The organism is Klebsiella sp. CN_Kp104, from assembly GCF_040064515.1.
In the GTDB taxonomy this organism is placed as follows: Bacteria; Pseudomonadota; Gammaproteobacteria; order Enterobacterales; family Enterobacteriaceae; genus Klebsiella; species Klebsiella aerogenes.
On sequence record NZ_JBEAII010000037.1, the window covers coordinates 36,497 to 61,445 of the forward strand.

Annotated in this window: 21 protein-coding genes and 1 tRNA gene; 6 read left to right on the top strand and 16 right to left on the bottom strand. The window is 51.7% G+C overall.

Features of this window, described 5'->3' with window-relative positions; translation table 11 throughout:
- The first annotated feature begins 352 nt into the window (after window positions 1–352).
- Window positions 353–919: a LuxR family transcriptional regulator gene (locus ABLU80_RS19150; RefSeq protein ID WP_020079840.1), complete on the top strand. Its 567-nt coding sequence runs from the start codon at window positions 353–355 to the stop codon at window positions 917–919.
- Window positions 920–1,249: 330 nt separating this feature from the next.
- Window positions 1,250–1,537, top strand: coding sequence for a PerC family transcriptional regulator (locus ABLU80_RS19155; protein WP_020079839.1), 288 nt, complete (start codon window positions 1,250–1,252; stop codon window positions 1,535–1,537).
- A gap of 698 nt (window positions 1,538–2,235) precedes the next feature.
- On the opposite strand, the gene ABLU80_RS19160 is transcribed toward ABLU80_RS19155, so the two are convergent.
- The 7 genes from ABLU80_RS19160 to aspA all read right to left on the bottom strand — a co-directional run bounded on the left by ABLU80_RS19160 (window position 2,236) and on the right by aspA (window position 10,167).
- Window positions 2,236–2,311: transfer RNA gene (locus ABLU80_RS19160), tRNA-Phe, on the bottom strand.
- Window positions 2,312–2,425: 114 nt separating this feature from the next.
- Window positions 2,426–4,513, bottom strand: a complete 2,088-nt coding sequence (locus ABLU80_RS19165) for a DUF1176 domain-containing protein (RefSeq protein ID WP_348850335.1) — start codon at window positions 4,511–4,513, stop codon at window positions 2,426–2,428.
- Between the two features lie 65 nt (window positions 4,514–4,578).
- Window positions 4,579–5,154, bottom strand: a complete 576-nt coding sequence (locus tag ABLU80_RS19170; RefSeq protein ID WP_015704143.1) for a transcriptional regulator — start codon at window positions 5,152–5,154, stop codon at window positions 4,579–4,581.
- 35 nt (window positions 5,155–5,189) lie between these two features.
- Complete coding sequence (locus ABLU80_RS19175) at window positions 5,190–6,914, bottom strand: protein-disulfide reductase DsbD (protein WP_126028750.1); 1,725 nt, start codon at window positions 6,912–6,914, stop codon at window positions 5,190–5,192.
- A complete protein-coding gene (gene cutA, locus ABLU80_RS19180) occupies window positions 6,890–7,213 on the bottom strand; it encodes a divalent cation tolerance protein CutA (RefSeq protein ID WP_015368670.1) in 324 nt (107 codons plus the stop codon). Before cutA ends, ABLU80_RS19175 begins: the two co-directional genes overlap by 25 nt.
- Window positions 7,214–7,312: 99 nt before the next feature.
- Window positions 7,313–8,614 (bottom strand): anaerobic C4-dicarboxylate transporter, encoded by a 1,302-nt coding sequence (locus tag ABLU80_RS19185; protein WP_015368669.1) that lies wholly within the window; start codon window positions 8,612–8,614, stop codon window positions 7,313–7,315.
- 116 nt (window positions 8,615–8,730) lie between these two features.
- Window positions 8,731–10,167 carry an aspartate ammonia-lyase gene (gene aspA / locus ABLU80_RS19190; RefSeq protein ID WP_015368668.1) on the bottom strand — a complete coding sequence of 479 codons (1,437 nt, stop codon included), beginning with the start codon at window positions 10,165–10,167 and terminating at the stop codon, window positions 8,731–8,733.
- A gap of 335 nt (window positions 10,168–10,502) precedes the next feature.
- On the opposite strand from aspA, the gene ABLU80_RS19195 reads away from it, so the two are divergent.
- On the top strand, window positions 10,503–10,973 hold the full coding sequence (locus ABLU80_RS19195) for an FxsA family protein (protein WP_015368667.1): 471 nt from the start codon (window positions 10,503–10,505) through the stop codon (window positions 10,971–10,973).
- A 31-nt stretch (window positions 10,974–11,004) separates the two neighbouring features.
- Here the strand turns inward: ABLU80_RS19195 and yjeH are convergent, their stop codons facing one another.
- The gene (gene yjeH / locus ABLU80_RS19200; RefSeq protein ID WP_221695530.1) at window positions 11,005–12,252 is read right to left on the bottom strand and encodes an L-methionine/branched-chain amino acid transporter; all 1,248 of its coding nucleotides are present in this window, start codon (window positions 12,250–12,252) and stop codon (window positions 11,005–11,007) included.
- A 231-nt stretch (window positions 12,253–12,483) separates the two neighbouring features.
- Between yjeH and ABLU80_RS19205 the strand changes: the two genes are divergently transcribed.
- From ABLU80_RS19205 to ABLU80_RS19215, 3 genes are all read left to right on the top strand, one after another.
- Window positions 12,484–12,777 carry a co-chaperone GroES gene (locus tag ABLU80_RS19205; RefSeq protein WP_003855929.1) on the top strand — a complete coding sequence of 98 codons (294 nt, stop codon included), beginning with the start codon at window positions 12,484–12,486 and terminating at the stop codon, window positions 12,775–12,777.
- Window positions 12,778–12,814: 37 nt separating this feature from the next.
- Entirely contained in the window at window positions 12,815–14,461 is a 1,647-nt protein-coding gene (gene groL / locus ABLU80_RS19210; protein ID WP_015368665.1) for a chaperonin GroEL, read from the top strand.
- A 127-nt stretch (window positions 14,462–14,588) separates the two neighbouring features.
- On the top strand, window positions 14,589–14,942 hold the full coding sequence (locus ABLU80_RS19215; RefSeq protein ID WP_015368664.1) for a DUF4156 domain-containing protein: 354 nt from the start codon (window positions 14,589–14,591) through the stop codon (window positions 14,940–14,942).
- A gap of 42 nt (window positions 14,943–14,984) precedes the next feature.
- Here ABLU80_RS19215 and yjeJ read toward each other — a convergent pair whose 3' ends face one another.
- The 8 genes from yjeJ to ABLU80_RS19255 all read right to left on the bottom strand — a co-directional run bounded on the left by yjeJ (window position 14,985) and on the right by ABLU80_RS19255 (window position 24,909).
- A complete protein-coding gene (gene yjeJ, locus ABLU80_RS19220; protein ID WP_047080012.1) occupies window positions 14,985–15,848 on the bottom strand; it encodes a YjeJ family protein in 864 nt (287 codons plus the stop codon).
- A 10-nt stretch (window positions 15,849–15,858) separates the two neighbouring features.
- On the bottom strand, window positions 15,859–17,982 hold the full coding sequence (locus ABLU80_RS19225) for a peptidase domain-containing ABC transporter (RefSeq protein ID WP_047080013.1): 2,124 nt from the start codon (window positions 17,980–17,982) through the stop codon (window positions 15,859–15,861).
- Entirely contained in the window at window positions 17,975–19,264 is a 1,290-nt protein-coding gene (locus ABLU80_RS19230; protein WP_032713484.1) for an HlyD family secretion protein, read from the bottom strand. Before ABLU80_RS19230 ends, ABLU80_RS19225 begins: the two co-directional genes overlap by 8 nt.
- Before the next feature lie 84 nt (window positions 19,265–19,348).
- Window positions 19,349–19,711, bottom strand: coding sequence for a hypothetical protein (locus tag ABLU80_RS19235; RefSeq protein ID WP_047080014.1), 363 nt, complete (start codon window positions 19,709–19,711; stop codon window positions 19,349–19,351).
- A gap of 265 nt (window positions 19,712–19,976) precedes the next feature.
- The gene (locus ABLU80_RS19240) at window positions 19,977–20,993 is read right to left on the bottom strand and encodes a fimbrial protein (RefSeq protein WP_047080015.1); all 1,017 of its coding nucleotides are present in this window, start codon (window positions 20,991–20,993) and stop codon (window positions 19,977–19,979) included.
- Between the two features lie 23 nt (window positions 20,994–21,016).
- A complete protein-coding gene (locus tag ABLU80_RS19245; RefSeq protein WP_047080016.1) occupies window positions 21,017–23,563 on the bottom strand; it encodes a fimbria/pilus outer membrane usher protein in 2,547 nt (848 codons plus the stop codon).
- A gap of 33 nt (window positions 23,564–23,596) precedes the next feature.
- On the bottom strand, window positions 23,597–24,283 hold the full coding sequence (locus ABLU80_RS19250) for a molecular chaperone (protein ID WP_015368658.1): 687 nt from the start codon (window positions 24,281–24,283) through the stop codon (window positions 23,597–23,599).
- Between the two features lie 56 nt (window positions 24,284–24,339).
- A complete protein-coding gene (locus tag ABLU80_RS19255; protein ID WP_047080017.1) occupies window positions 24,340–24,909 on the bottom strand; it encodes a fimbrial protein in 570 nt (189 codons plus the stop codon).
- Between the last annotated feature and the right edge of the window lie 40 nt (window positions 24,910–24,949).

Below are 24,949 nucleotides of genomic sequence, written 5' to 3' on the forward strand. Positions count from 1 at the left end.
GTCTGTCCGAAATTCTGTTTTAATGTTTTTGGTTCGCTTTTCCACGCATAATGTTAGGCTGTTGTTGTAGATATTTAAGACGATTTTTGACAAAAAATCTCAATAGTAGAAAAGCTTCTTTTTTGTGCGAGTTTTTTATTTATAATTAGCCGAAGGGCAGATAATTAGGAAATGACGTAAGAGTCGTGAAGTGGAGCGTTCACTATAGATGGAGAGGTTGGAGGTTTACTAAAACGACAAACACATGCTTTATTTTGCTCGCCATAGTCAGCACGCCACCAGGCGCTGTGCATATTCTCCCTGGAGGGGTTTTGTTGCTTTATTGTTAAAGGGATGATTTGTGGCAACGACAATGTTTTTAGTTACTCAGGATCACTATCTCTTTGAAGGGGTAAGGATTTTCTTTCCAGATATCATCCAGTTACATTCGATTGAGCATAAGCTTTTTGAGAGTGATGCCGAGGAGTTTTCGGTGCTGGTGGATAGTCGGGCGCCGCTTTGTTTTTATGATTATCTTATTCCTGGCGCAGCGGAAGCGGGTAAACGTATCTGCTGTATTATGCTTGATATGCGCCATCGGGAAGAGCATTTGCTGAGCTTAAAGTGGTTTCTCAACATGTCTTTGACGCCGACAGATATGGCTAATTTATTTAGCCTGTTTCTTGATGTGAAGAGTAAGCGGCTGACCCGAGAATGGCTCAAGAATTTCAGTCTGAAACCACAGGAACATATGACGTTGACTTTGCTCAGGGCCGGAATGACCATGGATCAAATTGCTGGGGTGCTTAATACTTCAGTGAAAAGCCTGTATCGTAAACGCATTGAGCTTTATGAACGTCTGGGGCTGGCCAACTTTAATGAGGCCTGTTTGTTTATCTTTAAAAATAGACTGCTGGAGTGTCCCGCACAGAAGCGATAAAAAGGGAAATGAATACAGAGTAAGGTATCTACGACAAGCTACTCAACAACGGTATTATGTTAATTTAATCAATCATTGATAGGTATAACCGTAGTTCAGGAATAACTCAGATGATAATCCGCGGTATATGATAAAAATGCTCTTTGGAAGTACTTACTGCTTCGGCAGTTTTAATGCACACAGCAATTAATATTATAAATGCCCTCAATATTGAGCTGGCATAGATTTATCGTGGATCAAATTATCGGGGTTTTCTTTCATTATTTCTTCGGATGGCGTGGTTATATTTATATACGCAAATTAGCTAGCATATGTGAGAGAAATTATCGAATGATCAAGGACAGTATCGCCGAGTCTCTGGAAGCCCGTGGATTGTACCGTCGGGCCGCTTCGCGCTGGGTGGATGTGATGCAGACGTGCGTCGATGATAACGACCGTGAATGGATTAGGATGCACCGCAATAAATGCCTGAAAAAAGCGAAGCTGCCGCCGGCGCGTAAAGAAGAGTTTGCTGACATCCACAAGGCAGCCAGAGAGACGCAGTATCGTATGGGAATTGCTAAGCCGAATGGCGAAGTGTTCCGCCTTCCCGCTAAAAAGAAAGCGACGCGGCGCTAGCTCTGCGTGACGGCATTCCTTTCTCTCTCCCCCGTTTCAGGAGGAGAGCATCTGTGCCCTGGTGTGGGGATTAAATTCTGATGCATGGCGCTCCCTCCATTCCTCCTTCAGGCTCATTTTTTTCATTTTGAAATCATACATTGGGTAGAGGAAAGGCTATCGATACAAGCTGGGGATTTCTCTGCCTGCATTCCGCCTGATGGCGCTGCGCTTATCAGGCCTACGGTATGCAGTCGACGTTGAACAGCGCGCTTGTCGCGCTGGCCCCGAAGGGGTGAGCCGCGTTGCGGCGAATAATCGAACGCAGTTCGATGAAGAGTCCGGCCGCAGAAAAGCAAAAACCCAGCCATAGGCTGGGTTCTCTGAATTAGTGGTGCCCGGACTCGGACTAACGCCGCAGGCGTTGAACAGCGCGCTTGTCGCGCTGGCCCCGAAGGGGTGAGCCGCATTGCGGCGAATAATCGAACGCAGTTCGATGGAGAGTCCGGTCGCAGAAAAGCAAAAACCCAGCCATAGGCTGGGTTCTCTGAATTAGTGGTGCCCGGACTCGGACTAACGCCGCAGGCGTTGAACAGCGCGCTTGTCGCGCTGGCCCCGAAGGGGTGAGCCGCATTGCGGCGAATAATCGAACGCAGTTCGATGGAGAGTCCGGTCGCAGAAAAGCAAAAACCCGCCTTTTGGGCGGGTTCTTTAAATAGTGGTGCCCGGACTCGGAATCGAACCAAGGACACGGGGATTTTCAATCCCCTGCTCTACCGACTGAGCTATCCGGGCAACGGGGCGCATTAAACCGTAATCCGCCCACTGCGTCAATGAAATTTCTCTATTTATTGTTTGATTGCTTATCTTTGCGGCAATTCTGCGCCAAAAGGCGCGTTTTGCTTAAAATCACATCACTCCGTTATCGCCTTCGCGAACTTTCCAGCCGCTGGTGATGGCGATGGCATGGCGTTTTCCGGAGATATCGTAATCGCCAACGAGCTCTTCGTCATCCCGTGGCGAACTGATGGTTAAGATCGCATCCACTCCATGGCGGTAAGCGCCATGATGGCTGAAAATCGTGCCGATAAAGCATTTATCGTTGAGCCATACCGGGATCCACGCCACCGTTTCGACAGTATAGTGTCCTGCAGCGCCGCCATAGTAGCTGTCCGCATCGTCTTTCGCAGTGCCAGGCGGGATCGGGCAAATCGGCTCATCGCTATCGTCAGCAGATTTATCCTTTAGCAGGCTACCTTGCATGACGTCCAATGACTTCAATAAGCCCGCTCTATCTTTATCGTTTAAGGCGGGGGTGGGGGCCTGCTCGTTTTCCGCAGCGCTAATGATATTGAGGTTATAACGGTAGCGGATGGTGATGGCCGGCGTCAGGTCGCTCTGGTTGAACGGACGCAGCAGATAGAGATTATCTTCCCCAAACACGCCGTTAAACCACAGGGCGTAAACCTGGCCGTTGATTCTTATCCAGCGGCCCCACTGGTTCGCTCCGCGATCGTTAATAGAGTAAAGGGCGCCGGGCACGCCGGCATCGAAGTTATCGTCGTCATTGCTGTCGGCATTGTTCACCGACTCAAAGGCGCTATCACCGCGTTTCAGCACACCGGTATAGCTGAACAGGCCGGTGCCGCCAACATAGCTATCGATGATAAGATCGCGTTTGCCGTCGCCGTCGAGGTCGATAAGCGTGAAGCTGACTTTGCCGTTTTCCGAATCGGCGCTGATATCGGAATGCAAAAACGCTTGCCATTCATCGTCGCTGATATCCGCCGCTGGCTTGGTCGTCGAGACCGGCGCGTCGTCGGCATAGGTGAGGGTAAAGTGGCTGATGTGTCCGCTGAGGGGAAACTGTTCCGCAATGTTCTCTAATGCGAGTTCCGGGTTGCGTTTTTGCTCTTTTAGTACCGCATCGTGCAACGTCTTCAGCGCGAGTATGTCGGCCTCTCGTTGCTGGCGGGGGATAACTTTGCTAACAAAGGTGGGAAGCTGCCAGGTTCCGCCTGGGGTGATTTCCCGGCACATGCCGGTACTGTACTTGAGGCTTTGCACAAAGGTTTTGCCATCCCACACACGTTCTTCCCCGTTAACGCAGTCGGCGACGCCGCGTCCCTTGTTGAAGAAGGTCATTACGCCATCGTTATAGCTGGAGGCATCAGTGGTTATCAGCTGTGGCCTGGCGGCCTGTGTGTTATCGACAACCCACATCGCGTAGCCGTCGTTATAGGCGGCGCGCCAGCATATAGTCTGCAGCAGCGAGTGATTTTTATCCAGCGGGGCGACGGTGATCTGCCGTTCGTTGGCCGGAATATCGGTGTTTTGCCAGTCATCACACTGGCGGTTGAGCGTGCTTTCCAATTGCGGCAGCCATTTCTGCTGTTGTTTCGCATTGAGCGCAACGGGCTGGGCGTTGTGAATAAACGACGCGCTCAGGATCTCCGGTGCGGGAATGGCGCGCAGGACGGTGCTGCCGTCACCGCCGCCTTTACGTAACAGCGCATCGGCGGTACCGATCCGCTGCTGGAATTCATCGATCTTGAGGAACACCGCGCTGCTGCCCGCGTTAGACAGCCGTTTGCGCTGGCCATTGAGCGCCAGCTCGATTTTAGCGTTTTGCTCCAGGGCGGTAATAAGCGTGCTGGTTTGCGTACTGTCAAAATGAAAATGGCTGTCGTCGATAGCCTCAAGCGCTCCGCGATCGTTATCGTTGATAAACAGATTTACGCTGGCATCTGGCGGAATATCGTGCTCGGTCTGCGCAAACGTGACCTGCGCGGTTGCCTGCCGCCCGGGGCCGGCGCTACGGGTCAGCAGAACGCTGACTTCGCCCATTGTCGCGCCATAGCCCGCCGCCCGGCAGGTGCCGGTATTATCGCAGGCGACTTCCCAATCTTTGTAGGCGAAAGAGAAACCGCGAGGAGGGGCGGCCATCAGCGAGGTCGAACAGAGCCCCAGTACGGCGGCCCAGAGAAGTGGACGCATAGAAATCCCTACCACAGAAAGTGTCAGGGAATTATATGCGCCTTGCGGGGGTTCGGAAATCCGAATTACGTAAGCGCGCCGCCCATCCGGCAGCGGGCAAAGCGCAGGATATCTTCCGCCAGACGATGGGCGGTATCGACGTCGGCCTGGCTACGTTTGATCAGCATGCGGCTCAGGCAGCCTTCGACGATTAATTCCATCTGCTTGGCGACCATTTCCGGATCATCCACCTCAAGCTGAGTGAGCAGCTCGTGCGTGTAGGCCAGCGAAGCCTGCTTCTGCTGTTCCGCTAACTGGTGAATTGGGTGCTGGGCATCCGGGTAAAAGGTACAGGCAGCGATAAACAGGCAGCCGGGATAACGGTGGTTGCTGACGCATTTGGTCAGTGCGCTATAGCGCGCCAGCAGCTTTTGTTCTGCGCTCAGCGTCTCATCCAGCAATAGCTGGCGACGCCAGGCGTCTACCTGCTGGCTTAAATAACGCAGGGCGTCATAGAGCAACGCTTCGCGGTCAGGCCAAAAACGCTTGAGGTCATCAAGCGGATATGCGACGCGGTCGGCGACCATTTCCAGCGTGGTGTTGGCGATACCCTCGATTTCGAGAATTTGTATGGCTTCACCCAGGACATCTTCACGTTGCACGGTAGTCTCCTCCATTTATCCTCCTCAAGTGTCGTTCACGGTTGCCAATCGCGCAAATGGGCGCTGAATGCCGCGGCATCCATAAACCCGGTGACGCGCTGCGCGGGCTGTTCTTCTCCCTGCGCGTTGAAGAACAGAATCGTCGGCAAGCCGAGCACCTGTAAATGCTTCAGCAGGGCCGCGTCTTGCGCGCTGTTCTTGGTGACATCCACTTGCAGCAAAACGGTCTCTTTTAGGGCCTGTCGCACTTCAGGAGCGCTAAAGGTATATTTTTCGAACTCTTTACAGGCCACGCACCAGTCGGCATACAGATCGAGCATGACCGGTTTCCCTTTGGCCTGCGCCAGCGCCTGGTTGAGTTCATCCACGGTGCTGACGCGGGTAAATTCCAGATGCGCCTGCTGCTGGACAGCCGGCGCGCCAAAGGCCCAATCCTGCAGCGGACGCGCGCTAACCAGCGCAGCGCCCAGCATGACGATTTGCACCAGCCGTAGCCACGGTTTGCTCGCGCCAAGCGAGGTAATAAACGCCCAGCTAAAGAAGGCGACGCCAAGCAGCGACCACAGGCGTAAACCCCAGGCTTCGCCAATAACACGCTCCAGTAAAAAAACCGGCAGCGCGAGGATCACGAAGCCAAACGCGGTCTTGACATGAGCCATCCACGGCCCGCTCTTCGGTAGCAGACGGTTACCGAACACGGTCACCAGGATCAGCGGCAGCCCCATTCCCAGCGCGTACAGATACAGCGTGCCGCCGCCGAGCCACAGGTTACCGCTTTGGGCGATATACAACAGAATGGCGCTAAGCGGGGCCGTAGTGCAAGGGGAACAGATAAGCCCGGCGATAGCGCCCATTGCAAACACGCCGCCCGGCGAGCCCCCCTGGCGCTTGTTGCTCATTAGCGTCAGTCGGGTTTGCAGCGATGAAGGCAGCTGTAGCGTAAACAGACCGAACATCGACAGCGCCAGCGCGATAAATACCACTGACAGCCCAATTAATACGTAAGGGTGCTGCAGCGCGGCCTGGAATTGCAGGCCGGCGGCGGCCACGATCAACCCCAGCGCGGTATAGGTTACCGCCATCCCCTGAACATAAATAAATGCCAGCAGCAGGGCGCGCGCCGTCGATAAGCGCTGTTTACCGCCGAGGACAATCCCGGAAATCAGCGGATACATCGGTAAAACACAAGGCGTAAAGGCGATGCCGATACCAATCAGCAGCGCCCATAGCGCCGAAAATGGCAGCGACGCGGGTTCCGCGCCGGTTTGGCTGCCGCTGGCCGGGAGCGTGGCGGGCGCTGATGGTTTGGCCGCTTGCGCCTTGTCGGAATCGGCGAGCACCGCGCTGAGCGGCACGACTTTGGTCTCCGGCGGATAGCAGAACCCGGCGTCGGCACAGCCCTGATAGGTGACGGTCAGCGTGGCTGCTTTGCCGGCTTGCGTGAGGGTAATCGGCAACATCAGGCGCTGACGATAAATTTCGCTTTTGCCATAAAACTCGTCTTCATGCCATTCGCCAGGCGGTAGAGAAGGGTCGACGATCGCCGCGTCCTTTGTCGTCAGCGTAATCTGCTTACGGTAGAGGTAGTAGCCATCCTTGATGTGCCAGCTCAGGTTGAGGTCGTGTTGATTCTGCTGAAAGTCAAAGGCGAAAGCCCGATCGGCAGGCACGAAGTTTGAGCGCCCGGGGGCGTCAAACAACCCGGCGCTGGCGGATGCGCTGCACAGTAGCAGGATCAGCGTAATGATGCGTTGAGCCATGAGAGGTAATCGTTGTCTCCGTGAGTAACCGGCAGGACCAGTAGTTCGGGGGTTTGATACGGGTGATGGGACTTCAGACAGTCCAGTAACGCCTGCTGATGGGCCAGGTTGGTTTTGAGCAGCATCTGGACTTCATACTCCTGCTCAAGCTTTCCTTCCCAGTAGTAGAGCGACGTCGCTCCCGGCAGGATGGTGGCGCAGGCGGCGAGTTTTTCCCCGAGCACTTTGGCCGCCAGATCCTGGGCGGTCGCTTCATCCGGCGCGGTACAGAGTACAACAACAGCATCAGGCGTAGTCATCGTGAACCTCGTATCAGCGAAAAGAGGCACTATAGCATGCATGATGCGGGGAGATTAACCAAAGGGGCCAGTTACTTTACTGGCCCCTTTTTAACGATCTTACAGCATGAGGCCGCCGAAGATGAATCCGAGGATCACGCAAAGCGTAATGGCGATGACGCCCGGGATCAGGAAGGCGTGGTTAAAGACATATTTGCCGATACGCGTGGAGCCGGTGTCGTCCATTTCAACCGCGGCCAGCAGGGTCGGATAGGTTGGCAGCACGAACAGCGCTGAGACCGCGGCGAATGAGGCAATTGCCGTCAGCGGGGTGACGCCGAGCAGCAGCGCGGCGGGCATCAACGCCTTGGTCGTGGCGGCCTGTGAATAGAGCAGCGTAGCGGCGAAGAACAGCACTACCGCCAGCAGCCACGGATAGTTGTGCAGCAGATCGCCCGCTACCGTCTGGATATCGGCAATGTGCGCTTTGACGAAGGTATCTCCAAGCCAGGCGACGCCGAGCACGCAGACGCAGGCGCTCATCCCGGACTTAAAGGTGCTGGCGTTCAGCACTTCGCCAGTGTCGATCTTACAGGTGATGCTAATCAGCGTGGCGATGGTCAGCATGAAGACTACGATCGCTTCGTTACGCGGCAGTACCGGGTTCTGGATCAGGCCGACGGTGTCGCTGATGGCAGTAGCGTAGAACATGACCGCGACGATGCCGACGAGGAACAGCAGGACGGAGCGTTTAGCATGCGGCTTCAGTTCGAAGACCTGACTGCCGCGCAGGCTCACTTCCCCTTTTGCCAGCCGTTCCTGGTAGACCGGGTCGTCTTTCAGCTCGCAGCCGAGGAAGTTACAGACCACGGCGGTCAGCATGACGGCAATCAGGGTAACCGGCAGGCAGATCGCCAGCAGCGTCAGGTAGCTGACGCCAAGCGGTTCGAGAATACCGGCAAAGAAGACCACTGCCGCGGAGATCGGCGAGGCGGTAATCGCAATCTGCGAAGCGACAACGGCGATGGAGAGCGGGCGGGAAGGGCGAATACCCTGTTCTTTCGCCACTTCGGTAATCACTGGCAGGGTAGAGAACGCGGTATGACCGGTGCCTGCCAGCACGGTCATAAACCAGGTGACCAGCGGCGCAAGGAAGGTAATGTACTTGGGATGGCGGCGTAGCATACGTTCGGCGAGGCTGACCAGATAATCCATCCCTCCGGCGACCTGCATCGCGGCGATTGCGGCGATAACCGCCATGATGATTTCAATGACGTCAAAGGGGATTGCGCCGGGTGGAATTTGAAAAATTAAGGTTAAGACGAGGACGCCGAGGCCACCGGCAAAGCCGATACCAATGCCCCCGAGTCGGGCCCCCAAATAGATTGCCAGCAGGACAACCACGAGCTCTGCACCAAACATATATGCCTTCCTTGTTTTTTAACAAGTTGATATTGAATTGTTGTCGTTTCGTAAACCCAAAAAAGCAAAAAGGCATGTCATCACTGACATGCCTTTGGTTAGTTTACCCTGAAAGCTTACTGTTCGCTTTCATCGGTATACCGTTTTGCTTTATAAGCCGGATGCATCAGGTTTTGCGGGGAGAAAATGTCATCCAGTTCGGCTTCGGTCAGCAGCCCGCGTTCCAGTACCACTTCACGTACGCTCTTACCGGTTTCGGCGCAAATCTTGCCGACGATATCGCCATTGTGGTGGCCGATGAACGGATTGAGGTAGGTCACGATACCGATGGAGTTGTAGACGTAGCTTTCGCATACCGCTTTGTTGGCGGTAATGCCGTTCACGCATTTTTCCAGCAGGTTGTAGCAGGCGTTAGTCAGGATATGGATAGATTCAAACATCGCCTGGCCAATCACCGGCTCCATAACGTTCAACTGCAGCTGACCGGCTTCAGAGGCCATGGTTACGGTAGTATCGTTGCCGATAACTTTGAAGCACACCTGGTTAACCACTTCCGGCACCACCGGGTTAACTTTTGCCGGCATGATAGAGGAACCGGCCTGCAGCTCTGGCAGGTTGATTTCGTTGAGGCCAGCGCGCGGCCCGGAAGAGAGCAGGCGCAGGTCGTTACAAATCTTGGACAGTTTGACCGCCAGGCGTTTCAGCGAACTGTGAACCATCACATACGCGCCGCAGTCAGAAGTCGCTTCAATCAGGTCTTCCGCCGGAACGACCGGCAGGTTGCTGACTTCCGCCAGTTTCTGTACCGCCAGCTGCTGGTAGCCGTCAGGGGTGTTCAGGCGAGTCCCGATAGCGGTCGCGCCGAGGTTCACTTCCAGCAGCAGTTCTGCGGTACGCAGAATGCTTTTGGTTTCTTCGTTCAGCAGAACGTTAAAAGCGTGGAATTCCTGGCCGAGGGTCATCGGCACCGCATCCTGTAACTGCGTGCGGCCCATTTTCAGGATGTCCTGGAACTCGACGGCTTTCGCCTGGAAGCCTTCGCCCAACTGTTTGATGGCATCGATTAATTTGAGAATAGAAGCATAGACCGCGATGCGGAAACCGGTTGGGTAGGCGTCGTTAGTGGACTGGCATTTGTTGACGTGGTCATTAGGGTTGAGGAACTGGTATTCACCTTTCTGGTGGCCCATCAGTTCCAGACCGATATTCGCCAGCACTTCGTTGGTGTTCATATTGACGGAGGTGCCCGCGCCGCCCTGGAACACATCAACCGGGAACTGGTCCATGCATTTACCGTTGTTCAGCACCTCATCGCATGCGGCGACAATGGTGTTCGCTACGCTTTTAGGAATGGTTTGCAGTTCCTTGTTAGCCAGCGCGGCGGCCTTCTTCACCATCACCATGCCCCGAACAAACTCAGGGATGTCGCTAATCTTGTTGTTGCTGATGTAGAAGTTTTCAATCGCTCTCAGAGTATGAACGCCATAGTATGCGTCAGCTGGAACTTCCCTGGTGCCCAACAGATCTTCTTCGATACGAATGTTGTTTAACATGTGAACCTTCTTTTTCAAGCTGCCAATGAATTCACCAAATACACAGAATTTATAGGATTTAGCGTATTTTCAGACCGAAGATTATTTCCTTAACCGGCCCGGTGCCCACGATCATATGCTGATGATAGCGAAGTTCAGTAACCTTGATCACTTATTATATAGCGCGGCGGATAAGAATTATTAATCTGTGAAATGAGTCACCGCTTTACTATTTTTGAAAAAAATGCCGTTACCGTTGATTGAAAAATGGCGCGCCAACCCCACATTCCTATGACGCGAATAGCAAATTTATCACTACGGGCGTCTGCGACGACGGCCGAATGAAGGAGACGCCGGTGCGTTGGATCCCATTTATTGCCTTTTTCTTATACGTTTACGTCGAGATCTCGATCTTTATCCAGGTCGCACACGTGCTTGGCGTGTTGCTGACGCTGATTCTGGTTATCTTTAGCTCGGTGGTGGGGATGTCGCTGGTGCGCAACCAGGGCTTCAAAAACCTGATGCTGATGCAGCAGAAAATGGCGGCTGGCGAAAGCCCTGCCGCAGAAATGATCAAAAGCGTGTCGCTGATTATCGCCGGGCTGCTGCTGTTGATCCCGGGCTTCTTTACCGACTTCCTCGGCCTGCTGCTGCTGTTGCCGCCGGTGCAAAAGCTGATGACTTTAAAACTGATGCCGTATCTGCGCTTTAGCCGGATGCCGGGCGGCGGTTTTAGCGCTGGCGCCGGCAACGGAGACACCTTCGAAGGGGAGTTCCAGCGCAAAGACGACGAACGCGACCGTCTGGATCACAAAGACGACCGCTAAAACGACAAAACCGGCCTGCGCCGGTTTTTTGTTATCGGCTTGCTGAGGATGACCGTGCAGGTAAGGCGAACCACAGCACTGCCAGCATAATAATGGCGTACAAGCTCTTCCAGCCGACCATTGCCAATAGCAAAACGCAGAGCACGCTGCCCACAATGGCCAGCACGCGGTATTTACCGTGCAGAAGTCGGCATCCCGCCAGCATGCACAGCAGATAAATCATGATGAAAATGCCGTTGGCATAGACGATCAGCGCATCGAGATTAATGTTCAGCCAGTAAATGCACAGCGTACTGAGTACGCAGCAGCCTAAGACCGCATTCAGCGCATTGCGCGGTACCTGACGCGGCGACAGGCGGGCCAGATAACCTTCCGGCTTGAACTGCGCCTGCGACCAGACCAGGCGGGCAAAACTTTGGATATAGATATTGAGGCTGGCGAAGCAGGCGAGATAGCCGATCACGCAGGCGACCCACAGCGCCTGCACGCCGAATAGCCGTACTACGATGTTTGGCAGCGAGGCCGCCGCCGCCATTTCTGTACCGAAGGCGCGAAAATGCAGTACCACCACGGTACAGCCCCAATAAACGGTTCCTGCCAGCAATAAGCCAATCATCAGCGCTCGGGGGAAGTCGCGCTCCGGACGTTTAAACTCTGATGCCAGATGAGCAAAGGCTTCAAGGCCGACGAAGCACCAGAACATTACCGATAGGGCAGCAAACAGCTGCGACGTGTCGACATCTTTAGGTTCCGGGAAAGGGATCTGCGCCGGGTTTATGCCGCCGCGCCACCAGATGGCGACGATCAGCGCGACAATCATTACCGCGACCAGCGTCTGTAAATTGGCGCTGGAACTGGCGCCGCGCGAGCCCACCCACCAGACGATCGCCAGCGTGCCGAGCTCGGCAAGCAGCAGTTGAGTATCGTGCCAGCCAAACAGCGCCTGGCCAAACCCGGTAGCAATATGGAGGGCGGCGGGTAAACCCACCGGGATCACCGATAAAAACAGCCAACCGGTTACCCGCGCCAGACGCGAGCCAAACGCCATATCCACAAAATGAGCCACGCCGCCAGCGCTGGGAAAGTGGCGCCCAAGCACGGCAAACACGATAGCGATGGGAAAGACCAGGAGAATCAGCGCTGGCCACGCCCACAGGCTGTTATCGCCAGCGACCAGCGCCGCCAGCGCCGGTACGGCGAATACGCCGGTTCCCAGTAGTGATGTTGAAAGCAACCCGACTCCCTGACCTAACCCCAGCTCCTGTTTTAAACCACTCATGACTCAACCCTGCGCGCGGCAAAAAAACGATGTTATCACAACCCTTTGCGCCAGATAGCGCAGCCGCCACGGGAATATTTTTGCGCGTCAGCGCACAGGCGGAAATTTTTTTTTAATTTTCCCCTTGAAGCCGTAAATGGCCATCCCCATCTCTCTCTGCACTAGTCGGAAACCGTTTACGGCCCGGCGCCATCCATAACTGATAATGACTTTCTCGAAGGAGAGCTATCAATGAGTATTCGTCCGTTACATGATCGTGTGATCGTCAAACGTAAAGAAGTTGAAACCAAATCTGCAGGCGGCATCGTTCTGACCGGTTCTGCGGCAGCTAAATCAACTCGTGGCGAAATCATCGCTGTCGGTAAAGGCCGCATCCTGGAAAACGGAACTGTGCAGCCGCTGGACGTTAAAGTTGGTGACATCGTGATTTTCAACGATGGTTACGGCGTGAAGTCTGAGAAGATCGACAACGAAGAAGTGCTGATCATGTCCGAAAGCGACATCCTGGCAATTGTTGAAGCGTAATTCGCACGACCCTGAACGAATTTGAGGAATAAAAGAAATGGCAGCAAAAGACGTAAAATTCGGTAACGACGCTCGTGTAAAAATGCTGCGCGGCGTAAACGTACTGGCAGATGCAGTTAAAGTCACCCTGGGCCCGAAAGGCCGTAACGTTGTTCTGGACAAATCCTTCGGCGCGCCGACCATCACTAAAGATGGCGTTTCCGTTGCTCGTGAAATCGAACTGGAAGACAAATTCGAAAACATGGGCGCGCAGATGGTGAAAGAAGTTGCCTCTAAAGCGAACGACGCTGCAGGCGACGGTACCACCACCGCAACCGTACTGGCTCAGGCTATCGTTAATGAAGGTCTGAAAGCCGTTGCTGCGGGCATGAACCCGATGGATCTGAAACGTGGTATCGACAAAGCTGTCGTTGCCGCTGTTGAAGAACTGAAAGCGCTGTCCGTACCGTGCTCTGACTCTAAAGCCATTGCTCAGGTTGGTACTATCTCCGCTAACTCCGACGAAACCGTAGGTAAACTGATCGCTGAAGCGATGGATAAAGTCGGTAAAGAAGGCGTTATCACCGTTGAAGACGGTACCGGTCTGGAAGACGAACTGGACGTCGTTGAAGGTATGCAGTTCGACCGCGGCTACCTGTCTCCTTACTTCATCAACAAGCCGGACACCGGCGCTGTTGAACTGGAAAGCCCGTTCATCCTGCTGGCTGACAAAAAAATCTCCAACATCCGCGAAATGCTGCCGGTTCTGGAAGCCGTAGCGAAAGCTGGCAAACCGCTGGTTATCATCGCTGAAGACGTTGAAGGCGAAGCGCTGGCGACCCTGGTGGTTAACACCATGCGCGGCATCGTGAAAGTTGCAGCGGTTAAAGCGCCGGGCTTCGGCGACCGTCGTAAAGCTATGCTGCAGGACATCGCGACCCTGACTGGCGGTACCGTTATCTCTGAAGAGATCGGTATGGAGCTGGAAAAAGCGACTCTGGAAGACCTGGGTCAGGCTAAACGCGTTGTTATCAATAAAGACACCACCACCATCATCGATGGCGTTGGCGAAGAAGCCGCAATTCAGGGCCGCGTTGCTCAGATCCGTAAGCAGATCGAAGAAGCGACCTCTGATTACGACCGTGAAAAACTGCAGGAGCGCGTGGCTAAACTGGCCGGCGGTGTTGCGGTAATCAAAGTCGGTGCTGCTACCGAAGTTGAAATGAAAGAGAAAAAAGCGCGCGTTGACGATGCCCTGCACGCGACCCGTGCTGCGGTTGAAGAAGGCGTGGTAGCTGGCGGCGGCGTAGCGCTGGTCCGCGTGGCGGCGAAAATCGCTGGCCTGACCGGTCAGAACGAAGATCAGAACGTCGGTATCAAAGTTGCGCTGCGCGCAATGGAAGCGCCGCTGCGTCAGATCGTTTCCAACGCAGGTGAAGAGCCGTCTGTTGTTGCCAACAACGTGAAAGCAGGCGACGGTAACTACGGTTACAACGCGGCTACCGAAGAGTACGGCAACATGATCGACTTCGGTATCCTGGACCCGACTAAAGTCACCCGTTCTGCGCTGCAGTACGCGGCATCCGTTGCTGGTCTGATGATCACCACCGAGTGCATGGTGACCGACCTGCCGAAAGGCGACGCGCCTGATTTAGGTGCTGCTGGTGGCATGGGCGGCATGGGCGGTATGGGCGGCATGATGTAATCGTGCGCTATACGGCATAAAAATACAGAAACCCCCGGTCAGAAATGGCTGGGGGTTTTTCTTTTTGCTGGCTTTTTAGTATAAGGTTTACATCCGGGCCAGTGCGTCCAGCTCATTGGGGAATAACATGCAGGTAAAATATTTAGCAGGGATTGTCGGCGCAGCATTATTGTTAGCGGGTTGCAGTTCCAGCAACGAATTAACCGCAGGCGGCCAGAGCGTGCGTTTTGTTGAAGATAAACCGGGAACGGAATGCCAGCTGTTAGGGACGGCAACCGGTACGCAAAGCAACTGGCTGTCAGGGCAGAATGGCGATGAAGGCGGCTCGATGCGCGGCGCGGCGAATGCCCTACGTAACCAGGCTGCGGCCATGGGCGGTAACGTCATTTATGGCGTGAGCAGCCCGACGCAAAACCTGCTGTCGAGCTTTGTTCCGACCGATAGCCAGATGAACGGCCAGGTTTATAAGTGCCCGAACTGATGCGTTAAGCACTCTCTGCCCAGGCAGAGAGTGCTTAACAACTTATGCCTCAAGCGCTGCTTTGGTAGCCACGTAGAATTCACGCAGCGACAGCATACATTCATCTCTGGTCAGCATTTGTCCCGGTGAGGATGGAATTACCTTACTGAAGATTTGATACGGCGTATGCTGGCTGTGGACCTGCTTTAGCTTCTGACTCTTTTCAAGCAGACGCAGCACGATACTCTTTTCAACATCGGACTGATGCGCGGCGCTGGTTTTAATCACTGCACCGGAGAGTACTTTTCTACCCTCCTCCTGCTCGTAGCTGTATAACACGGCCAGATGATGGCTAAACAAATTCAGCTTCCACTCTTCCTGAGCATATTGCTGGTACTCAATGTTAGGTTGGGTCGTTAAATCGACGGTATACAGTAATACGAAGTCCAGAGCTAGCGCCAGATACTCATTTAATTTCGTATCCGCAACCATTTTGAGTGACTGATTGATACCCAGAATCAGCGCCTCTACCTGCCGGTCGTCAATGCGTAATGTCGTGATTTGTTCGTTTTGCAACATCAGAATTAGCGTTGACTCGTTTACCCCCGGCTTCAACGTAATCGACATGATTCTTAGCTCTGGATTAGGGTTTTGCACCTCGTCCATATCGACTGCCGGGGTATTGGCGATGAGCTCATTATTATAGGCAATAAGCTCCTCTTTCAGCGTATCGTCGCTTTGCTGCAAGCGCGGCAAGAAAATAGACATCCGGTTTGCCAGGACCATGAGCAGGTCAGCCAGCACTGGTGCTTGCAGATAGTATGTCTGACACAGGCCATTCTGCTTTTGTACTTTCAGCAGCAGCGCCATGAAATGGTCTTCATAGGTAATTCCGGCGGTGTTAAAACCAATAAACGTTCCTTGCATACTCTTCTCCTTACGCTGGCATTGGTATTCTTGACTGCGATAAATCAATAACCCGATCGGCAGAGGCGATGGTTGACGGGCGGTGGGCGACGATGACGCGGGTAATACTGAGGCCTGAAATAGACTGGTTGATCACCGACTCGTTTCGTAAATCGAGATGGCTGGTGGCCTCATCCATAAACAGAATGCTCGGTTTACGGTAAAGTGCGCGGGCAATCAAAATACGTTGCTTTTGGCCCCCGGAAATCCCCAGACCCAACTCACCAACGATGGTTTCATAGCCCATCGGCATTTTCATAATTTCGTCGTGAATGTTGCAGCGTTTGGCGCATTCGACGACAAAATCCACATCGGCGTTATCTTCAAAACCGCTGATATTATCGATAAGCGACCCGGAAAAGAGGCGGTCCTCCTGCAGCACGCAGGCGGTTCCCTGGCGATAGTTATTGAGACCTATCTTCTGGATATCGAGATTATCGGCGAAGACGTCGCCGCTGGTGGGGGAGAGCAGCCCGCACATCACTTTCAATAGCGTGGTCTTACCGACGCCGGACGGGCCGACCAGCGCGACGGATTCCCCCGGCTCAACGGTGATGTTCAGGTTTGAGAAAATCGGCTGCGAAAAGGGATCGTATTGATAGCTGAGATTTCTGACTTCAAGCCTGGCGCCGGCATCCTTCGAAAAGACATCACGTGACGGTAGCTCTTGCTCTGGTTCGCTGAAGACGATTTCTGAAAGACGCTCGTTATGCAGCGAGAGCATGCGTAGCTGCATGGTCAGGTCAACCAGGCTGGATGCGCGCTGGGAGAACTGACCGCGGTAGGCGTTAAAAGCCATAAACATACCGAGGGTCATTTCATTATCAATGACCATAATGGCGCCCAGCCACAGTACCGCCACCTGATCGATAGCGGTAATAAAGGTATTGATACCGCTAAACATCATGTCGAAACGGGTCTGTTTGATCCCCGCATTACAGGCGTCGATGTTGATATTCAGCCAGTGCTGAGAGCGGCGTTCTTTTAGGTTCAGCGCTTTGATGGTCGAAATACCGTATAGCGACTCCATAAAGTGTGAACTGGAGCGCGCGCCTTTGATTACCTGTTCTTCAGCAACGCGGCGATAGAAGCGATAAGTCCCCAGACGCATAAGGGCGTAGCATAAGGTAAAGCCAACGACGACCCATGTTAGCCAACCGCCGTACAGGGTGAGCATAATCAGCAGGCCGATCGTCATGATCGAGTCGATAATGCCGCTGACGATGCTATTAGTGAACGTGGAGCGAATGGTATCCAGCGATGAGAAACGGGACTGAATATCCCCCAGATGACGCTTTTCGAAAAATGCCAGCGGCAGGCTGGCCAAATGATCGAATAGAGTGGTTTTCCACTGAATATTGGTTAGCGTGTTGAGCGTCAGTGAAGTCCATGCGCGCAGCATACTGATAAAGGTGCGGAAGAGGGTAAAGAAGACCAGACCAATACAGATAACCGAGAGCAGGCTTTGATCGTGGGCCATGATCACGTGGTCAGTGACCAACTGTGTGCCAATTGGCAACAGTAGTCCAATCGCTTCAACGACGACGGAAAAGGCGAAAATTTTCAGCAGCGCTGATTTTAAGCCAACGATATTACGCATCAGATCTAACAAACGCAGGCGAGATTTGGCTTTTTCCTGCTGGAAGTTCTGATCGGGCCATAACTCTAACGCGATGCCGGTAAAGTTGTTCGACATTTCCTGAATGCCGATAATGCGTTTACCCAGCGCCGGGTCGTGAACCACAAAGCTGGATTTGCGTACTTTGGTGAGCACGACGTAGTGGTTCATTCCCCAGTGGATAACGCAGGGCAGCTTTAATTGTCTGATTTCATCAAGATCGAGCGACAGCGCGCGGCTTTTTAAGCCAGCATGTTCTGCCGTTTTGCTCAGTGACATCAACGTTACCCCCTGGGAGGGGCTGCCAAAGCGTTGACGGAAATTGAACAGATCGATATCGAGACCATAATGGCCGCAAACCATTGCCAGACAGGCAATGCCACACTCGGCGGCTTCAGATTGCAATATGACCGGCGTTTTTTTCAGTATTGAAAAATTAACTTTTGCCGTAATTTTTTCAAACAGTTCATTAGTCATGAATCGGGCCGCTCACGCTTTGAGTAATCTTATAAACCGGAGTAAACATCCACATGTAGAGAGGGCGTTCTTCAAGGAAGACAACAGCCTGTGCTTTAAGCCCATTGGAGAGGCTTAGCTTTTTCCCGTCATATTCGAACTGTTTATCTTTAATTTTGACAATCGCTTTATACAGCGCCAGTTCTTGTTGCTGATTGGTACCGTTACTGACGTTGGTGTATTCAGACATTTCTTGCCGTGACGCTGGCATTGATGATATGGATATAATTTTTCCTGGGAATTGACCAAATTTATCCGATGGGAAGGCATCATAGCGAATATTGATGGTATCTCCCGTTTTTAAATACGGAATGGTATTGTTGGGTAGCCACAGAATGAGATAATACTCAACGTTTCCGGTCGGTTTTATCTGGGCCAGGCTACTTCCATTATCAACGGTTTGCCCTTGGGTAGCCGACAGTGACTCAATCCTGCCATCGCTGGTCGATTTGATAATAATATTACCGTTAGCATTAGATTCCACTAACTGATTTTTATAATCATTGGCCTGGTTGTATTGACTGGAAATTTGGTTGTCAAAATCAGCAGCTTTAGTGATTATATCGCTATTAAGTTGTGTAATTTGCGATTCGAGTTGCATTTTTTGGCTAACTAAAGACTGGTAGGCACTCTGCTGCTGAAAGTATAAAGAGTGCTGATAGTTATACTGATCTTTTGTTATCAGGCCGTTGCTAAGGTATTTATCGTAGCTGGAAAGGTTATCATGCATTTTCTTCAGGCCTACCTGGGTGTTGACCAGCATACGGTTGGTCTCCTTCAGGGAGGCAGTGGTAGTTTTTAACTGCGCATTCAGCGCATTTAACGTCTGGTTTTTATTATCTTCCAGTTTTTTAATAATATCTTCAGAGTTGGCGATTTTTTCATTGATAACTTCTATCTGTGCCGCGCTAACATTGCCACTGGTGGTGCTGCGGGAAACATCAATCTCGTATAGCGGTTGGTTTTTTTTAACGACGTCACCAATTTTTACGAATTGCTTGACGATAAATCCCTGCTGTGGCGCAAAGACGTTAATTGAGTGAGGCAGGGTAATGACTTCGCCTTTAACATCGACACGCTGGGTAAACTTGCAAAATATCAATGCGCAGATAAGCGCAATGAGAAATAATGCCGACAATAAGGCGATTAACCAGGCGGGTAAGCCAGCGAGCAACAAGGCTTTTCCTTTCCAGTGATGCCTTTTGTATTCGATCGCTTCCTTGCGATATAGCTTATTATTCATGTTAATAGTATTTTACTGGTTCTGGCTGACATTGAATATAGAGCAACAAAGGCCTAAAAGGCCTTTGTTATTATTTCATCATTTTTACCACGGAGCGAAAGTGCCGTTAAGCGTGCTCTCAATCAGTGATTGCAGAGCTTCAACGGAACCTTCCCAACCTAATGCGACAGCGCCTACGGCTCCGCCGATAGCACCTAAGATAAAGCCTGCGACGGCGCCAACGGCATTGCCAATTAGACCCAGCCCGAGGACGCCACCGTTAGAACCACCCTGGAAGCCGCCAAGTCCCGCTCCGACACAGGCCATAATGACAGAGCCGAGGATACCAGCACCGAGCGCTTCTACTGCATTACTAGCCAGAGAAGTGAACGCTGCTGAAGCGGAGGAAAAATCCCACGTATATCCACCGGAGATTGCTTCCATTTCAAAAACTGTTAATTCTTTCATTACTATAATTCCCTTAAGTAAACGTTGACTAAATTACTGGTCGATGTAATCGCCCGGTGGCAAACAATAGAGATGAAAATGAGTGTGATCAACGAAATGAAATGTGAATAATTTATGAAGTGCTTTCACATTAGATAATTCATAATTATTCTGGCATTCATATTGTATTTGTGAGTTTATTTATATGCAAAAGTACCGCAATCCTTTTGTATACAAAGAGAATGAAAGAGAGCCATTACAGGCTCTCTTGTTACATTCAGTATTTCTACTGTTCCTGGATCACTACTTCTAACATAGCCTTAACTTTACCGTTTGTGATGCTATCACTGCTATTACTCTGGCGATAATAATCAGCGGTAAGGTTGATAACCTGTGACGTGGCGGCGCTATTAAAGCTGTAGCTATCCATATCATAAAAGACTAATGGGGTTCCGGTTTGCTTGAAAATGATACCAACGTTTTTGGCGCCAGAATCATCGGTTATCATATTATTAATGATACCATCACCAGATGTACTTGCTGTACCTACCGGGTTAAACCAATACATCAGTGTATTACCAATTGACCCCGCAGGGCAGGTAATCGTTAATAGAATATTTTTCTGCTCCGGGGTGACGCCGCCGCGAGAGACCGACATTAACGTACTTTTCTTAATCCGGTTTAGCGTTATCTGTGAACTGGATGGTGAGATATCACAGGAGGTTGCCTGATATTTAGTGCTTTTGAGCTTAATGCTAGTCGTGTATAAGAGTTTTTCGGTGGTGCCAGGGTTAGTGGTCGGATTACCGACAGAAAAGCTGATTGATGGGTTTGAGTCCGAACCTGAAGTATCAATGACCTGCTTGGTTTTGATAAACCACACGGTGATGAATTTATAGTAATTATCTGACGTATTCTCAAACGGTATCAGTACTGAACCCGCCACGGCAGGGACCAATGCGCCATTTTTACTTTCCAGAAGATCGGATACCTGGAATCCAATACCATCAATACCGGTTTCATATACCGGCATTCCCTGAATTCCGGTTACACCAGAAACCTCCGGCGTACTAATAGTAGTAATATACTGATCGTTTGTTTTCTGGCTACATGAGAAGTTTTTATATGTGCCGGTACCGTATTTAGTTGAATACAATATGCTTCCCACCGGAATAGAATCATCTGTTGGAATTTTAGCGCTGATAGTAAATGCTTGCCGCTGGATGCTGCCTGAGTAACTACATTTTGCAGCCGCCTCACCACAGGTAACTAAAAGCATTAATAGAATAAACATTCTCTTCATCAATATTCGTCCTTAAATAATGGCTAGCGACACACCGTTTCGACCTGGCTTAAGCCAGCGGTTTTGCCTTCCCGCGGTGGCAGCGTGAATGGAGCGTTACATTGTTGGTTAGAACTTTTTCCCCACTGCACGTTGAGCGTTCCGGTTGGCTGCAGCCCGGACATATAGACCATCCCGGCATCGCTCACGATACTGGCCTGGCTTTTCGCATCGCCAGCCAGTAGGACCATAGCGCCATAAGGAACATCATTGCCGCTGGCAGTTTTCAGATGAATAAAGGCGCGCTGCCCGATCTTGCCTTCGTAGTTGGCTCGGACGATGGCGCCGCGGGTAGGCACTACGCTTTGCGTCGTTTCCGGCAGCTCCATATCATCGCCGAGCGTGGTGCTATCAAGGGTAATATCGGTACGGCGATAAGGGGTGACGTAAGGCACAATGGCATAGCCGCGGTAGTCGGTTGAGATGGTGCTATCGGTGGTCAGCTTGACGTTATCCAGGCCAGGAGCTTTAACCAGCACGGCGGCGTCGGTAATGTCCTGGCCTAACGTAATGCCGTCGGCGTGGGCGATAATGCTACCGCTGGCGCCATAATCCACGCGCTGGCTGTCACGATCGTAGCTATAACCGGCATTGATGCTGCCCTGGGAACCGTTATAGGTGGCGCGCATGTCGCCGCTGTAATACTCACGGTTGCTATATCCCTGCTGGATACTCCAGTCCAGGCTATCGTTTTCCAGCCCCACGCCGCCGATAGCGACGGATTGATCCGTCGAGCCAGGGTTACTATTGGTAAGCTGATAGCTGGTGTAGGTGCCCGGGAGCCAGTTGCTGATTGGCAGCGTGACGGTCAACGTAATGCGCTGATCGTCCTGCGCGTCGCTGTCGGAGCTATTGTTGCTCCAGGTATAGCGGCTATAGCTATAGCCCAGATAGAAGTTCACATTTCTAAAGCCGCCGTTATAGCCAACGCTGATAGATTTATTGGTGCGTTTATCATCCCAATAATCTTCAACCAGCCCGCTAATAGAAACGCTGCCGAGGCCTTTACCCAGACTTTGGTTGAGGGTCAGGTTGGTGCGATTGCGTAATGAACGGGTGGTATAGCGACCGTCATTAGCATAACTATCCAGCACCTCGGATAAGGTGTTAAATCCCTTAGTAGAGTATCGATAGCCAGCGATGGTGATGTTGGTGCCGGTATCAAGAATGTTTTTACCATAACGGATTCGCCAGGACTGTCCCGAAGTCTTTTCCCGATCCTGCATTTTTGACCAGGCTTGGGTGACGTCAGCTGACGCGGCTCCGAAATCGCCGAGGTTATAGCCGAGACCGGATGACAACGCCTGATAATGCGAGGCCATCTGCATCCCGCCGTAGGCGGTCAGGCTACTGGATACCCCGTAGCTGGCCGTTGCCTGGGTAAATGGCGTTTCATGTACGCCGTCATCATATGGGCGATATTTACCTGAAGTGATTTCATACTGCAGCTGGCCTTCACGTACCATGACCGGTAGCGTGGCGAACGGTACGATGAATTCTTGCTTTGAGCCATCTGATTCTTCTACGGTTACATACAGGTCGCCGCTACCGCCGCTGGGATACATATCGGTGATTTCAAAGGCGCCGGGGGCAACGTAGGTCTGATAGACCTGATAGCCGTTTTGCTTAACGATCACCCTGGCGTTGGTTTTTGCAATCCCTCGGATAATTGGCGCATAGCCGCGCAGGCTCTCTGGCAGCATGGAGGTATCTGTCGCGAGTTGGATCCCAGTAAAAGGTACGCTGTCAAAGATCCCGGAAAGCGAGGAGCTTTCGCCCATCACCAAATTACTGTTAATGGGGCGTATACTACGCTGCATGTACAGGTACGCCGACTCCCAGTCGCCTGCGTCGCCTTTTGTTTTATTCCAGGTGCTCAGATTCCTGATGCGCCAGGGGCCGAGGTTTAAGCCGGACTGGAGGTTAAGACTGTAGTATTCGTCTTCGGATTCGAAATCATCCGAGCCGCTGAACTGGTAATTCACCAGTAGCGCGTTAATTCCGTCGTCAAATTGATCCTCGGGGATAAATCCTTGCACGACGGTGGATAATGCCGCCTGAGGGATGGAGACATTTAAACGCTGCGCGTTAAAATCAAAATCCGCTTTGGTATCTGGAATAACCGTCAGGTTAGTACAACCATTAGCATCTTCTTTCAATTTCGTGAATGCTTTAACTCTAACGCCATATTGCGATAAGTCCTTGAGACTGAAGCAGGGCGCCAGTTTGATCTCATCGCTAGCGGTGCTGGCCCGGCTATTATCAATCACAAATTTTATAGTTTGGGTATCCAGGTATTGGCCATTAAAGACGATGTCCACCCGGTAGTTACCGGGTGCCTGTGCGTTCCTGGCTTCAAACACAGATAAGTCTGGGGCGTTTGAAGGATCGCTACCATTCAATGAGTTTATGAATGAGGGATCGAAAAAATCACGTGCTTGCGCTTTGTTATCCAAACCAGAAAAAAACGCGGCCAGTAATGCAATTCCTGGCGCTGATAGTTTGAATAGGTCTTTATTTTTATTTTGCATAGACACATCCCTATAAGGTTAAACAACTTCCAATTACAACGATGACGAATAGAGCGTTCCGGCTCCGCCATAATCGTTGACTATTTTCCATGTAATACCTGATGCGGTTACATTTTGTTTTAAAGTGACTTCCTTGGTCTCCATCGGGGGGACAGAACTCACTTCATTTTTAATTTCGGTATTACCGATTTTTATTGTATTGAAGTAATAGAAAAATGGCGTAGGGTTCTTAATTGATAATTTATTGCCTGATTTTCGCCATTCAAGTTTTGCCGCTTCGGTATTCGGGGTCATATCAAACAGCGATTTTGGCCGAAATACCAGACGCATACGATGGCGAACCGCCAGCTGGATAGTATTATTTTTAGCATTCGTATCATCCGCGGGGGGAATAGCCATAACGTTGAAATAAAATATCGATTCGCGATCGGCTGGCGCCGCGACATTGCCTGTTGAAAACAGGCGAACGGTATTTTGTTGTTTTGCTTCGAGACGAAACAGTGGCGGCGTGGCCATGAATGACGGCGTTTGTCCTTTTGGGGTCTCAATCCAGGACTTGATTAAATAGGGGATACCGTCTTTGTTCTCTATTTGTGCCGTTACTTCACGGGAGCCTTCTTTGTAAAGATAGCGGGTAGACTCAATGACGATACCGGCATGCGCAATGCCGCTTATCAGTAAAAAACAGGGAAAGACAAGTTTAAATAAAGTCCTGAACATAGCATTTCTCTAAACGAAAAAAGGGCTCGCCAGACAGCGAGCCCTTCTGGGTAAAATTAAGCGCCAGTGGTATAGTCGATAGTAAAGGTTGCTACGCCTTTAACCGGACCTTCGGTTACGGTGGTAGCTTCGTTTACTTTCACATAACCCGCGTAGTAGTTCAGAGAAGTGACGGAACCGTCAGTGTAGGTTTCAGCCATGGTTTGGGAACCATCGAAGGCTACACGAGAACCATCGCTGACTTTCGCGATGCCGATACCGATGCCGGCAGCGCCGTCGTCAGCGGTGTTGTCCAGAATTGTTGCGTTGGCGCTGGTGGTACCAGTAACTGCAACAGTCAGGCCGGTTGCTGGTTTTTCGCTGCCTTTGGCGCAATCAGAAACGTCAAAACCAAACTTCTGGCTTTTGAACAGGACGTTAGCAGTCTGTGCATTCGCTTCGCTGGTGGTAACAGAAGTCAGACGAACGATGCCGTTGTTCAGAGTACCAGTCGGGGTGACTACGCAAGAAGAAGAGGAGTCGTTGACTTCACCCAGAACGGTCACTTCAGCAGTGTTAGCTGCCATTGCCTGAGCGCTCAGAACTGCAGATGCAGCAACCATTACAGCTACGATTGTTTTTTTCATTTATTTGTCCATGTATAAATACGTAATCCCTGAAATAGAT